Raw genomic sequence first — 13,002 nt, 5'->3', positions numbered from 1 at the left:
GTAGATGCCCCGCGGCCGAAACAAGGGCCATGAGAAAGGGCGGTCCGCCGGAAAGCGGACCGCCCTTCGATTGTCGCCGTGCTCTGAATTCAGTGGTTGTCGCGCGGGACGCCCCTGGTGTGTGCGACATCCTGATATTTCACCGCCGGCTTCAGCACCATGCCGGCGGAGAACTGGTCGACCATGCCGCGCTGGATTTCCTGCCAGGGCGTCTGGTGCTCGGGATAGTCATAGCCGCCATTGCCCTGCAGCGCTGCCCGCCGCCTGGCCATCTCCTCGTCGCCGACAAGGATATTGGCGGTGCCCTTCCTCAGGTCGATGCGGACGCGGTCGCCAGTCTTGAGCAGCGCCAGCCCGCCACCGACCGCTGCCTCCGGCGATGCGTTGAGGATCGATGGCGAACCCGACGTGCCGGACTGGCGGCCGTCGCCGATGCAGGCCAGCGAATGGATGCCCTTCTTGATGAGATGGGCCGGCGGCTGCATGTTGACCACCTCGGCGCCGCCCGGATAGCCGACCGGACCGGCGCCGCGCATGAACAGGATCGTGTGCTCGTCGATGCCCTGCGCCGGATCGTCGATGCGGGCGTGGTAATCCTCCGGGCCGTCGAAGACCATGGCGTTGCCTTCGAAAGCCTCCGGATCGTTCGGGTTCGAGAGATAGCGCTCGCGGAATTCGGGCGAGATGCCGCTGGTCTTCATGATGGCGGAATCAAACAGATTGCCCTTGAGGTTGATGAAGCCGGCATTGCTCTTGAGCGGCTTATCGACGCCGCGGATGACATCGTGATTTTCGTTGACCGCGCCGCGGCAATTGTCGCCGATCGACTTGCCGTTGGCGGTGATCGCGTCGGGGTGCGGCAATAGTCCGCCCTTCAGCAGTTCGGCCACGACGGCCGGCACGCCGCCGGCATGGTGATAGTCCTCGCCGAGATACTCGCCCGTCGGCTGCAGGTTGACGATCAGCGGCACGTTAAGGCCGATGTTCTGCCAGTCGTCATTGTCGAGCGGCACGCCGAGATGGCGGGCGATGGCATTGAGGTGGATCGGCGCGTTGGTCGAGCCGCCGATGGCCGAATTGACGACGATGGCATTCTCGAACGCCTGGCGGGTCATGATGTCCGACGGTTTCAGGTCCTCATGCACCATATCGACGATGCGCTTGCCGGTCTCGTAGGCGATCTGGCCGCGCTCGCGATAGGGCGCGGGGATCGCGGCCGAGCCCGGCAGCTGCATGCCGAGCGCCTCGGCAAGCGAATTCATGGTGGTGGCGGTGCCCATGGTGTTGCAATAGCCGGTCGACGGCGCCGAGGAGGCGACGATGTCCATGAACTCGTCATAGTTGATCTCGCCGGCCGACAGCCGCTGGCGCGATTCCCAGACGATGGTGCCGGAGCCGGTGCGCTTGCCCTTATGCCAGCCATTGAGCATCGGGCCGACCGAAAGCGCGATCGCCGGAATGTTGACGGTCGCCGCCGCCATCAAGAGCGCGGGCGTAGTCTTGTCGCAGCCGATGGTCAGCACGACGCCGTCGAGCGGATAGCCGTAGAGCACCTCGACGAGGCTGAGATACGCGAGGTTGCGGTCGAGCGCCGCCGTTGGCCGCTTGCCGGTCTCCTGGATCGGATGGCACGGGAACTCGAAGGGGATGCCGCCCATCGAGACGATGCCTTCGCGCACGCGCTTGGCGAGCTCGAGATGGTGCCTGTTGCAGGGCGAGAGATCGGAACCCGTCTGCGCGATACCGATCAGCGGCTTGCCCGACATCAGCTCGGCGCGCGTCAGTCCGTAATTGAGGTAGCGTTCGAGATAGAGCGCCGTCATGCCCGGGTTGTCGGGATTGTCGAACCACTCCTGCGAGCGAAATTTCTTCTTCTTGGTGGGGGCGCCTGCCATCGTGGTCTCCGTATTTGTATGACAAATCGATATGACAACGCGCTCATGCAGGCAAGAGGCAGACACGCCGCAGACCCGCACTTTGGTGCGATAGACATAGAAAGGGCCGCGCGCCAGGACCAATCGACATCAGCATTCCGGGAGGTCTTGATGGCTTTGGTGATCGAGGGCGAGGAGCGGATCGCCGCACCTGTCGAGAAAGTGTGGGAAGCCCTCAACGACAGGGGAAATCCTGAAGGAGGCAATTCCCGGCTGCCGGAGCCTGGAAAGGAAATCGGACACCCGGCGGCCCGGCGAATTACTCGAACACGATGCTGGGCACTGCCGCCTCGGCGGCGCCGCGTTCCTCTTGGACCCTGTCCCATACCCTCGCGGCGATATCGCGATAGATCTTCGCCTCGGCGCCGTCCGGCTTGGATGCGACGACCGGAGCGCCGGCGTCGGAGCTTTCGCGGATGCCCATCTCCAGCGGCACCTCGCCAAGGAAGGTGACGCCGAGCCGTTCGGCCTCGCGCCGCGCGCCGCCATGGCCAAAGATGTCGTAGCGCTTGCCGGTGTCGGGCGCGAGGAAATAGCTCATGTTCTCGACGATGCCGAGCAGCGGCACGTCGACCTTCTTGAACATGTTGAGGCCCTTGCGCGCATCGATGAGCGCCAGGTCCTGCGGCGTCGAGACGATGACGGCACCGGCCAGCGGCACCTGCTGGGCCATGGTGAGCTGGGCATCGCCGGTGCCGGGCGGCATATCGACGACCAGCACGTCGAGCGGTCCCCATTCGACCTCGCGCAGCATCTGGGTGAGCGCCGACATGACCATCGGGCCGCGCCAGATCATCGGCGTCTCCTCGTCGACCAGGAAGCCCATCGACATCACCTTGAGGCCGTAATTCTGCATCGGCTTCAGGATCTTGCCGTCGACCGTCTGCGGCCGGCCGTGAATGTTGAGCAGCCTCGGCATCGACGGCCCGTAGATATCGGCATCGAGCACGCCGACGCTCAGCCCATTGGCGGCAAGGCCGAGCGCCAGGTTGACGGCGGTGGTCGATTTGCCGACGCCGCCCTTGCCGGACGCCACCGCGATGATCGCATCGATGCCGGGCACGCCGCGTTTGGCGTGACTGTGAGAAGCCGGCGCCTGCGGGCCAGGACGCTGCGGCGCTGCCTGGGGAGCAGGTCGTGGCGACGCTGCTTGCGAAGCCGGCCGAACCGGCGCCTCCATGCCGCCGCCTTTCTTCTCCGCCGTCAGCGCGACGACGGCGTTGGCGACGCCGGGGATCGCCTTGACGACACGCTCGGCGGCGGCGCGCAGCGGCTCCATCTCCTGGGCGCGGGCGGCGGGGACGGTAATCGAGAAAAACACCTTGGAATCGGCGATGAAAATCTCAGATACCAGGCCGAGGTCGACGATGTTGCCGGTGAAGTCCGGTCCATTGACCGTCCTCAGGCGCTCGATGACGGTTTCCTTGGTTACAGCCATGATCTTTCCTCGGAGTTTGGCGTTCCAGATAGTGCAGTTTCCCAGCAGAACCAAGCCGTGGCGCAATGGCTCGTCCGGCGTGCTCCGCAAAACGACCGGTGGTGTCGGATTTGCCTAGCGCGTCCCGATCCGCCGATTGCCATGGCCAATCGATCCAGGGGCCCTATCTCGGTTGCCATGAGCGACGGCAACCGGAAAAGGAGACTGTCATGCTCGCAAACAGCAACGCAGCCGCCAATGTGGCGGTGAAAGACCTTTCGAGAGCGCAGGGCTTTTACGAAGGAACGCTGGGCCTCAAGCCTGTCGACGACATGGCCGGAGAACTGATCGTCTACAAAAGCGGCGACACGGTCATCAACGTCTATCGTTCAGAATTCGCCGGTACCAACAAGGCGACGGCGTTGACCTGGACGGTCGGCGACCAGATCGGCGCCATTGTCCAGGCGCTGAAGTCGAAGGGCGTCACCTTCGAGCGCTATGAGATGCCCGGGCTGACGCTTGAGGGCGATGTCCATGTCGGCTACGGCATGAAGGTCGCCTGGTTCAAGGACCCGGACGGCAACATACTTTGTCTTGCGGGCGAGTAGATTTCAGCCTCAGACCGCCAGGCGAGTGACAAAATAGGTCAACGCCGAAATCGCCGCCGTCGCCGGCAGGGTGATCACCCACGCCACGACAATGTTGCCGGCAATGCCCCAGCGCACCGCCGAGACGCGGCGGGCAGCACCCACGCCGATGATGGCGCCGGTGATTGTATGCGTGGTCGAGACCGGGACACCGAGCCAGGTGGCGGCGATCAACGTTATCGCCCCGCCGGTCTCGGCGCAAAAACCCTGCATCGGGTTCAGCCGAGTAATCTTCGATCCCATCGTGTGCACGATGCGCCAGCCGCCGAAGAGCGTGCCCAGCGCCAGTGCGGACTGGCAGGTGATGACCACCCAGAACGGCACGTGGAAGCTCTGGCCAAGCATGCCTTGCGAATAGAGCAGCACGGCGATGATGCCCATGGTTTTCTGCGCGTCATTGCCGCCGTGCCCCAGCGAATAGAGCGAGGCCGAGAAGAACTGCAGGACGCGAAAGCTGTTATCGACCGCAAACGGCGTCTGCCGAACGAACAGCCATGAGACGATGAGGATAAGGACAAGCGCCAGCACGAATCCGGTCGCCGGCGAGAGCACGATCGCCGCGGCCGTCTTGCCGAGCCCGGACCAGACGATGGCCCCCGGGCCGGCCTTGGCGACGCCGGCGCCGACCAACCCGCCGATCAGCGCATGCGAGCTGCTCGACGGAATGCCGGCGATCCAAGTGACGATGTTCCAGACGATGGCTCCGATGAGCGCGGCGAAGATCACTGCGGGGGTCACGATCTCGGCGTCGACGATGCCCTTTCCCACCGTCTCGGCGACATGCAGACCGAAGAACAGGAAGGCGATGAAATTGAAGAAAGCCGCCCAGAACACGGCATAGTGCGGCCTCAGCACGCGGGTGGAGACGATAGTCGCGATCGAGTTGGCGGCATCGTGCAGGCCGTTGAGGAAATCGAAGAACAGCGCCACGGCGACGAGGCCGACCAGCAGGGGAAAGGCGATCGCGGCGTCCATCTGTTAGACGTTCTCGATGGCGATGCCGCTGATCTCGTTAGCGACGTCCTCGAAACGGTCGACCACCTTTTCCAGCTGGCCGTAAATCTCCGAGCCGATCAGGTAGGCCATAGGGTCGCTGCGGCCGTGCCGCTTGAACAGGTCCTTCAGGCCCTGCTCGTGCAGGTCGTCGGCGCGGCCCTCAACGCGCATGACTTCTTCGGCGATGGCGTTCAGCCGCGCGGCGTTGGCGCCAACCTTGCCGAGCAGGGGGATGGCCTCTGCTACCAGCCGGGCGGCCTCGACGATGACGCTGCCCATTTCCCGCATCAGCGGATCGAATTCCCTCATCTCGAACAATTTCACCGTCTTGACGGCCTTGTGCATCGTATCGATGGCATCATCCATCGACTGGATCAGATCCTTGATGTCGCCGCGGTCGAAGGGCGTGATGAAGGAGCGCCTGACGGCAAGCAGCACCTCCGCGGTGATCCCGTCCGCTTCGTCCTCCAGATCGACGATCGTCTGGCACCAGCGGTCGATGTCCCGGCCCTGGAGAAGCTGCTCAAGCGCCTCGGCGCCGCCGACCACCGTGCGCGAATGCCGTTCGAACAGTTCGAAGAAGCGATCCTCGCGCGGCAACAGTCTGCGAAACCAACCCAGCATCTGCTCCTCCCTGCTTCCGCCTACCCCACATAGCGCCATGCGCGGCGCGGGAAAACAGATAAGCCGGCTCAAAAATGTGGATGAGATCCTATCGTTCATCCGCCTTGCGAAGCAAAGCGATTTCCCCGACCTTGGGCAGACCGTGGATCGGATGACATGATCGACAAGCTGGAATTCTTCATCGCTTTAGCCAGGGAAGAGCATTTCGGCCGCGCCGCCGAGGTGTGCGGCGTCACCCAGCCGACGCTGTCGGCCGGCATCAAGCAGCTCGAGGAGCAGCTCGGCGTCATGCTGGTGCTGCGCGGCTCGCGTTTCCAGGGTCTGACGCCGGAAGGCAAGCAGGTGCTGGTTTGGGCGCGCCGCATCGTCGGCGATTCAAGGACCATGCGCGAGGAGATGCGGGCGGCGCGCCACGGCCTGTCCGGCCGCATCCGCATCGCCGCCGTTCCGACGGCGCTCGCCATGGTGGCGCGGCTGACGACGCCGTTCCGCGACAAGCATCCCGGCGTCACCTTTTCGGTGCTGTCACGGACCTCGATCGAGGTGCTGACGCTGCTCGGCAATCTCGATGTCGATGCCGGCATCACCTATCTCGACAACGAGCCGCTGGGGCGGGTGACCAGCGTGCCGCTCTATGACGAGCGCTACCAGCTGATCACGGCGGTCGGTAACCCCTATTCCGACCGCGACAAAGTGACGTGGGCAGAGATCAGCCAGCTGCCGCTCTGCCTGCTGACGCCGGACATGCAGAACCGCCGCATCATCGACCAGCATCTGGCGGAAGCCGGCGTGCAGGTGCGGCCGACACTGGAATCCAACTCGATGATCGTGCTGTTCTCGCATATCCGGACCGGCAAGTGGTCGTCGATCATGCCACTCAACCTTGCGGAAACATTCGGCTTTTCCGAACCGATCCGGGCCATTCCGATCGTCGATCCGGATGCCAGCCACACGGTCGGGCTGGTGGCGGCGCCGCGCGAGCCGCACACGCCGCTGGTGCAGGCGCTGCTGGACGAGGCAATGGCGCTGGCAGACGATTTCCGTTCCCACCGCTAGGCTAGACAATGCGGGCTCAGCGTTTCTGATAGAAAATTTCTATCAAGCGACGAGACTGCTTTATTGATCTCGGAGGTTTCCTCTGATTTCATAAGGACTTAGCGATATTGCGCCCTGTGCATGTCGTTGCCCCAAAACCGCTCTATATTTTGGGGTGACATATGTGTTGGCGCCACGGCCAGGGAGGGCGCTGCATGCCGATGCAGCCTGCAAGTACCGAGATCGCGTCGCGCATAGCGGCGATCATCGAGGAATTGAAGGACCTCGAAGGTCCGTTGCTGCCGATTCTCCACGGCATCCAGGAAGAATTCGGCCATGTGCCGCAGGCGGCGCTTCCGGTCATCGCCGACGGGCTGAACCTCTCGAGAGCGGAGGTGCATGGCGTCGTCACCTTCTATCACGATTTCCGCGCCAAGCCGGCCGGCCGGCATGTGCTGAAGCTCTGCCAGGCGGAAGCCTGCCAGTCGATGGGTTCGGAAGCCGTCGCCACCAAGGTCAAGCAACTGCTCGGCATCGATTTTCACGAGACCGCACGCGACGGATCGGTTACACTGGAGCCGGTCTATTGCCTCGGGCTTTGCGCCTGCTCGCCGTCGGCGATGCTCGACGGCGAAGTGATCGGCCGGCTCGACGACCAGAAGATCGAAGAGATCGTCGCGGAGGTGCGTTCATGATCCCGCGCATCTACATCCCTGCCGATTCCGGTGCTCTGGCGCTCGGCGCCGAAAAGGTCGCCAGGGCGATCGAGAAGGAGCTCAAGGAGCGCGGCGTCGAGGCCAAGATCGTGCGCAACGGCTCGCGCGGCGCCTATTTCCTGGAGCCGATGGTCGAGGTTGCGACCGCCGAGGGCCGCGTCGCCTACGGGCCGGTCAAGCCGTCTGACGTGAAAAGCCTGTTCGACAGCGGTTTCCTCAAGGGTGGCCATCACAAGCGCTGGCTGGGCGCGCCAGACAAGATCCCCTTCCTCGCCAAGCAGACGCGGCTGACCTTCGCGCGCTGTGGCGTCATCGACCCGCTGTCGCTCGACAGCTATAAGTCGCATGGCGGTCTGAGAGGCCTGCAGAACGCGGTCGCCATGGCGCCGGCCGAGATCGTGAAACAGGTGACCGAGTCCGGCCTGCGCGGCCGCGGCGGCGCCGGCTTCCCGACCGGCATCAAGTGGAAGACGGTTCTCGATACGAATTCCGAACGCAAATATATCGTCTGCAACGCCGACGAGGGCGACAGCGCCACCTTCGCCGACCGCATGATCATGGAGGGCGATCCCTTCGTGCTGATCGAAGGCATGGCGATCGCCGGCATCGCCACCGGCGCGACCAAGGGCTTCGTCTATATCCGCTCGGAATATCCGCATGCGGTGGCGACGATGAACAAGGCGGTCGCGATCGCCCGCAAGGCGGGCGTGCTCGGCGTCAATGTGCTGGGCTCGCCCAACGCCTTCGACATGGAAATCCGCGTCGGCGCCGGCGCCTATGTCTGCGGCGAGGAAACCTCGTTGCTCAACAGCTTGGAAGGCAAGCGCGGCGTGGTGCGCGCCAAGCCGCCGCTGCCGGCGATCCAAGGATTGTTCGGCAAGCCGACGGTGATCAACAACGTGATCAGCCTGGCCTCCGTGCCGATCATCATGGACAAGGGCGCCGCCTACTACAAGGATTTCGGCATGGGCCGTTCGCGCGGCACGATCCCGATCCAGATCGCCGGCAACGTCAAGCATGGCGGCCTGTTCGAGACGGCCTTCGGCCTGACGCTGGGCGAAATCGTCGACGAGATCGGCGGCGGCACGGCTTCGGGGCGGCCGGTGAAGGCGGTGCAGGTCGGCGGCCCGCTCGGCGCCTATTTCCCGCGCGCGCTTTTCGACACGCCGTTCGACTACGAGGCTTTTGCTGCCAAGGACGGGCTGATCGGCCATGCCGGCATAACCGTGTTCGACGACAGCGCCGACATGATGAAGCAGGCGCGCTTTGCCATGGAGTTCTGCGCCATCGAAAGCTGCGGCAAGTGCACGCCCTGCCGCATCGGCTCGACGCGCGGCATGGAGGTTCTGGACAAGGTCGCCGCGGGCATCGAGGCGGAGAAGAACCTCGCTCTGGTCACCGACCTCTGCAACACAATGAAGTTCGGATCGCTCTGCGCCCTGGGCGGCTTCACGCCCTACCCGGTGATGAGCTCGATCACGCATTTCCCCGAGGATTTCAAGCCGGCGCCGACGCGCGTGGCTGCCGAATAGGAGCTGGCAGATGAACATCAAAGCCGACTTCCCGACACTCATCGAAGAGATCGACTACGGAACGCCGGAGTCGAGAGCGGCGAAGCAGGTGACGCTGACCGTCGACGGGCAAAGCATCACCGTGCCGGAAGGCACCTCGATCATGCGCGCGGCGATGGAAGGCGGGGTCGAGATCCCGAAGCTCTGCGCCACCGACATGCTGGACTCTTTCGGCTCGTGCCGCGTCTGCCTAGTCGAGATCGACGGCCGCGGCGGCACGCCCGCATCCTGCACGACGCCGGTCGGCGAGGGCATGGTGGTGCGCACGCAGTCCGAGCGGCTCGATGCTATCCGCCGTGGCGTCATGGAACTCTACGTCTCCGACCATCCGACCGGCTGGAACGAGAAGGCCGGAACCGGCGCCAGCGAGTTCGACGCGGTTGCGGAGTCGGTCGGTCTGACCGAGAACCGCTACGGCGTCGAAGGCCGCAACCACGTCAAGGAAGAAGGCGGCGTGGCGCCCGGCCATGGCTCGCTGGCGGTCGACTACATCGCCCGCGATGAGTCCAACCCCTACTTCACCTATGATCCGGCGCAGTGCATCGTCTGCTCACGCTGCGTGCGCGCCTGCGAAGAGGTGCAGGGCACCTTCGCGCTGACCATCGAGGGCCGCGGCTTCGAGTCCCGCATGGTCGCCGGCATGCATGAGGATTTCATCGCTTCCGAATGCGTGTCCTGCGGCGCCTGCGTGCAGGCCTGCCCGACCGACGCATTGCGCGAGAAGACCGTGCTCGAGAAGGGCATGCCGGAGCGCTCGGCCGTCACGACCTGCGCCTATTGCGGCGTCGGCTGCTCGTTCAAGGCGGAAGTGAAGGGTGACGAAGTCATCCGCATGATGCCCTACAAGGACGGCAAGGCGAACCACGGCCATTCCTGCGTCAAAGGCCGTTTTGCCTATGGCTATGCCACCCACAAGGATCGGATCCTGTCGCCGATGATCCGGGAGAAGATCACCGATCCGTGGCGCGAGGTGAGCTGGGAAGAGGCGATCGCCCATACGGCAAAGGAATTCCGCCGCATCCAGTACCAGTACGGACGCGGCTCGATCGGCGGCATCACCTCCTCGCGCTGCACGAACGAGGAGACCTATCTCGTCCAGAAGCTGGTGCGGCAGGGCTTCCGCAACAACAATGTCGACACCTGCGCGCGCGTCTGCCATTCGCCGACCGGCTACGGCCTCGGCCAGACCTACGGCACCTCGGCCGGCACGCAGGACTTCGACTCGGTCGAATACACCGACGTTGCCGTCATCATCGGTGCCAATCCCGCTACGGCGCATCCGGTGTTCGCCTCGCGGCTGAAGAAGCGGCTGCGTGAGGGCGCCAAGCTGATCGTGCTCGACCCGCGCCGCACCGAGCTGGTGAAGTCGGCGCATGTCGAGGCGGACTACCACCTGCCGCTGAAGCCCGGCACCAACGTCGCGGTGCTGACGGCGCTGGCCCACGTCATCGTCACCGAGGGCCTGTTCGACGAAGCCTTTATCCGCGAGCGCTGCGACTGGGCCGAGTTCCAGGACTGGGCGTCCTTCGTCGCCCTGCCGGAAAACAGCCCCGAGACGGTCGGCAAGCTGTCCGGCGTCGATCCTGAAGCGATCCGGGGTGCCGCGCGCCTTTACGCCAAGGGCGGCAACGGCGCGATCTATTACGGCCTCGGCGTCACCGAGCACAGCCAAGGCTCGACTACGGTGATGGCGATCGCCAACCTCGCCATGGCCACCGGCAATATCGGCCGTCCGGGCGTCGGCGTGAACCCGCTGCGCGGCCAGAACAATGTCCAGGGCTCCTGCGACATGGGTTCCTTCCCGCATGAGCTGCCGGGCTATCGCCATATCTCCGGCGAAGCCGTGCGCGACATCTATGAGAGCCTGTGGGGCGTGAAGCTGGACGAGGAGCCCGGCCTGCGCATCCCCAACATGCTGGATGCCGCCGTCGACGGCTCATTCAAGGGCATCTACATCCAGGGCGAGGACATCTTGCAGTCCGACCCCGACACCAAGCATGTCGCCGCAGGGCTGGCCGCGATGGAGTGCGTCGTCGTGCACGACCTCTTCCTCAACGAGACGGCGAACTACGCCCATGTCTTCCTGCCGGGCTCGACCTTCCTGGAGAAGGACGGCACCTTCACCAATGCCGAGCGCCGCATCAACATGGTGCGCAAGGTGCTGGAGCCGAAGGCGCGCTACGCCGACTGGGAGGCGACGCAGGAGCTCGCCCGCGCCATTGGGCTGGACTGGAACTACACGCACCCGTCTGAGATCATGGACGAGATCGCCAAGACGACGCCGAGCTTCGCCGGCGTCTCCTTCGAGCTGCTCGACCGTGTCGGATCGGTGCAGTGGCCCTGCAACGAGAAGGCACCGCTCGGCACGCCGATCATGCATGTCGACGGCTTCGTGCGCGGCAAGGGCAAGTTCATCCGCACCGAATATGTCGCGACGGACGAACGAACCGGCCCGCGCTACCCGCTGCTGCTCACCACCGGGCGTATCCTGTCGCAGTACAATGTCGGTGCGCAGACCAGGCGTACCGAAAACGTCGCCTGGCATGCCGAAGATCGGCTGGAGATCCATCCGCACGACGCCGAGAACCGCGGCATCCGCGAGGGCGACTGGGTGCGGCTGGCGAGCCGTTCGGGCGAGACCACGCTGCGCGCGCTGATCACCGACCGCGTGTCGCCCGGCGTCGTCTACACGACCTTCCACCACCCGGACACGCAAGCCAATGTGATCACGACCGACTTCTCGGACTGGGCGACCAATTGTCCGGAATACAAGGTCACCGCCGTGCAGGTGGCGCCATCCAACGGCCCGACCGAGTGGCAGAGGGACTATAACGAGCAGGCCAAGCAGAGCCGCCGCATCGCCCCGCTGGAAGCGGCGGAGTAGTCTTGGCCGCGCGCCGCAAAGCCACGACGCAAATCTCGCGGCTGGCGCGTCGTGCCGGCGGCACGGCGGCTGCGAACCGCATGGTGCCGGAGGAGACGCCGGTCGCGTTCTCCTATGCCGGCACCACCCATGCGGTGATGATGGCGAGCCCGGCCGATTTCGAGGATTTCGCGCTCGGCTTCTCGCTCACCGAAGACATCGTTGCCGACCCGGCAGAGATCGAGGCGATCGAAGTCGAGGATCTCGGCGCCGGCATCGACATCCAGATCAAGCTGAAGGACCGGGCCAACACGCGCTTCCAGGCGCGACGGCGCCGGCTTGCCGGGCCGGTCGGCTGCGGCCTGTGCGGCATCGAATCCATTGAGGAAGCGATGCGGTCGGTCGACGCGGTCGGTTCGTCGAAGCTTACGCTCGACGCCGAAGACGTCACGCGTTCGGTCAAGCTGCTGTCGAAGCAGCAGCCGCTGCACACCGAGACCGGGGCGGTGCATGCTGCCGGCTTCTACGTTCCCGGCAAAGGTATCGTGATGGCGCGCGAGGATGTCGGCCGCCACAATGCGTTGGACAAGCTCGCCGGCGCGCTGGCCAAAGCCGGCATCGACGGCGCGAGCGGCGCCGTCGTGGTCACCTCGCGCGTGTCGGTGGAGATGGTGCAGAAAACCGCCGCCATCGGTGCCCCGATCATCATGGCGGTTTCGGCGCCGACCGCGCTTGCCATCCGCACCGCCGAGTCCGCCGGGATGACGCTGGTGGCGCTGGTGCGCGGCGACGATTTCGATATTTTCACCCACCCCGACCGGGTGGCTTGCGGAGTTGCCAAGCATGTCGCATGACGAAGACCACATCGCCAGCACCAAGGAAAAGCTGGTGCGCATGGCCAATCAGATCGCCACCTTCTTCCATTCGAAGCCGCACGAGGAAGGCATTGCCGGCGTTGCCGAGCACATCAACAAATTCTGGGAGCCCAGGATGCGGCGGCAGTTCTTCGAGCTGCTGGATGGCGACCCGGAAGATTTCGACGAGTTGGTGATCGCCGCCTCCGCCAAGATCAAGCGTCCGCTGACGGCGGAGCAGGCCGACAAGAGCCTCGGTTACAGCAAGCCTGCGGAGGCTGAGGGCGCCATTCCGCACAAGTAGGGCCTTCGGGCCGCATCGGCGCAAAGGTCTTATATTTCCGC

General features: G+C 64.6%; 11 protein-coding genes and 1 pseudogene. 8 read left to right on the top strand and 4 right to left on the bottom strand.

Going from position 1 to position 13,002, the window contains the following annotated elements:
• Positions 1-89 precede the first annotated feature (89 nt).
• Positions 90-1,895: an IlvD/Edd family dehydratase gene (locus tag CK215_RS14210; protein ID WP_095831265.1), complete on the bottom strand. Its 1,806-nt coding sequence runs from the start codon at positions 1,893-1,895 to the stop codon at positions 90-92.
• Between the two features lie 150 nt (positions 1,896-2,045).
• Here CK215_RS14210 and CK215_RS31765 point away from each other — a divergent pair.
• Positions 2,046-2,178, top strand: a pseudogene (locus tag CK215_RS31765) (SRPBCC domain-containing protein); the annotation flags it as partial.
• Between the two features lie 15 nt (positions 2,179-2,193).
• On the opposite strand, the gene CK215_RS14200 reads toward CK215_RS31765, so the two are convergent.
• Positions 2,194-3,372, bottom strand: coding sequence for an Mrp/NBP35 family ATP-binding protein (locus tag CK215_RS14200; protein WP_095831264.1), 1,179 nt, complete (start codon positions 3,370-3,372; stop codon positions 2,194-2,196).
• A 209-nt stretch (positions 3,373-3,581) separates the two neighbouring features.
• On the opposite strand from CK215_RS14200, the gene CK215_RS14195 reads away from it, so the two are divergent.
• On the top strand, positions 3,582-3,959 hold the full coding sequence (locus tag CK215_RS14195; protein WP_067003624.1) for a VOC family protein: 378 nt from the start codon (positions 3,582-3,584) through the stop codon (positions 3,957-3,959).
• 9 nt (positions 3,960-3,968) lie between these two features.
• Here CK215_RS14195 and CK215_RS14190 read toward each other — a convergent pair whose 3' ends face one another.
• The gene (locus CK215_RS14190; RefSeq protein WP_095831263.1) at positions 3,969-4,973 is read right to left on the bottom strand and encodes an inorganic phosphate transporter; all 1,005 of its coding nucleotides are present in this window, start codon (positions 4,971-4,973) and stop codon (positions 3,969-3,971) included.
• A 3-nt stretch (positions 4,974-4,976) separates the two neighbouring features.
• Positions 4,977-5,618, bottom strand: a complete 642-nt coding sequence (locus CK215_RS14185) for a DUF47 domain-containing protein (protein ID WP_067003620.1) — start codon at positions 5,616-5,618, stop codon at positions 4,977-4,979.
• Positions 5,619-5,774: 156 nt separating this feature from the next.
• On the opposite strand from CK215_RS14185, the gene CK215_RS14180 reads away from it, so the two are divergent.
• The 6 genes from CK215_RS14180 to CK215_RS14155 all read left to right on the top strand — a co-directional run bounded on the left by CK215_RS14180 (position 5,775) and on the right by CK215_RS14155 (position 12,961).
• The gene (locus CK215_RS14180; RefSeq protein WP_067003618.1) at positions 5,775-6,674 is read left to right on the top strand and encodes a LysR family transcriptional regulator; all 900 of its coding nucleotides are present in this window, start codon (positions 5,775-5,777) and stop codon (positions 6,672-6,674) included.
• A gap of 194 nt (positions 6,675-6,868) precedes the next feature.
• Entirely contained in the window at positions 6,869-7,348 is a 480-nt protein-coding gene (locus CK215_RS14175; protein WP_095831262.1) for a formate dehydrogenase subunit gamma, read from the top strand.
• Positions 7,345-8,901, top strand: a complete 1,557-nt coding sequence (locus CK215_RS14170) for an NADH-quinone oxidoreductase subunit NuoF (RefSeq protein WP_095831261.1) — start codon at positions 7,345-7,347, stop codon at positions 8,899-8,901. Before CK215_RS14175 ends, CK215_RS14170 begins: the two co-directional genes overlap by 4 nt.
• A gap of 10 nt (positions 8,902-8,911) precedes the next feature.
• Positions 8,912-11,824: a formate dehydrogenase subunit alpha gene (gene fdhF / locus CK215_RS14165; RefSeq protein ID WP_095831260.1), complete on the top strand. Its 2,913-nt coding sequence runs from the start codon at positions 8,912-8,914 to the stop codon at positions 11,822-11,824.
• 2 nt (positions 11,825-11,826) lie between these two features.
• Positions 11,827-12,657, top strand: a complete 831-nt coding sequence (gene fdhD, locus CK215_RS14160; RefSeq protein ID WP_095831259.1) for a formate dehydrogenase accessory sulfurtransferase FdhD — start codon at positions 11,827-11,829, stop codon at positions 12,655-12,657.
• Positions 12,647-12,961 (top strand): formate dehydrogenase subunit delta, encoded by a 315-nt coding sequence (locus tag CK215_RS14155; RefSeq protein WP_095777573.1) that lies wholly within the window; start codon positions 12,647-12,649, stop codon positions 12,959-12,961. The genes fdhD and CK215_RS14155 overlap by 11 nt, the downstream gene beginning before the upstream one ends.
• Positions 12,962-13,002 lie beyond the last annotated feature (41 nt).

It is taken from the genome of Mesorhizobium sp. WSM3864, from assembly GCF_002294955.1.
Taxonomy (GTDB): Bacteria; Pseudomonadota; Alphaproteobacteria; order Rhizobiales; family Rhizobiaceae; genus Mesorhizobium.
The sequence above is the reverse complement of the archived record's forward strand: the minus strand, read 5'-3'. Positions and strand labels throughout refer to the sequence as shown.

What these genes read in the sequence shown, in the direction of transcription:
- CK215_RS14190 (WP_095831263.1), bottom strand. Translation starts at nt 4,973, where the DNA reads ATGGACGCCGCGATCGCCTTTCCCCTGCTGGTCGGCCTCGTCGCCGTG.
- CK215_RS14185 (WP_067003620.1), bottom strand. Translation starts at nt 5,618, where the DNA reads ATGCTGGGTTGGTTTCGCAGACTGTTGCCGCGCGAGGATCGCTTCTTC.
- CK215_RS14210 (WP_095831265.1), bottom strand. Translation starts at nt 1,895, where the DNA reads ATGGCAGGCGCCCCCACCAAGAAGAAGAAATTTCGCTCGCAGGAGTGG.
- CK215_RS14180 (WP_067003618.1), top strand. Translation starts at nt 5,775, where the DNA reads ATGATCGACAAGCTGGAATTCTTCATCGCTTTAGCCAGGGAAGAGCAT.
- CK215_RS14175 (WP_095831262.1), top strand. Translation starts at nt 6,869, where the DNA reads ATGCCGATGCAGCCTGCAAGTACCGAGATCGCGTCGCGCATAGCGGCG.
- CK215_RS14170 (WP_095831261.1), top strand. Translation starts at nt 7,345, where the DNA reads ATGATCCCGCGCATCTACATCCCTGCCGATTCCGGTGCTCTGGCGCTC.
- CK215_RS14200 (WP_095831264.1), bottom strand. Translation starts at nt 3,372, where the DNA reads ATGGCTGTAACCAAGGAAACCGTCATCGAGCGCCTGAGGACGGTCAAT.
- CK215_RS14155 (WP_095777573.1), top strand. Translation starts at nt 12,647, where the DNA reads ATGTCGCATGACGAAGACCACATCGCCAGCACCAAGGAAAAGCTGGTG.
- CK215_RS14195 (WP_067003624.1), top strand. Translation starts at nt 3,582, where the DNA reads ATGCTCGCAAACAGCAACGCAGCCGCCAATGTGGCGGTGAAAGACCTT.
- fdhF (WP_095831260.1), top strand. Translation starts at nt 8,912, where the DNA reads ATGAACATCAAAGCCGACTTCCCGACACTCATCGAAGAGATCGACTAC.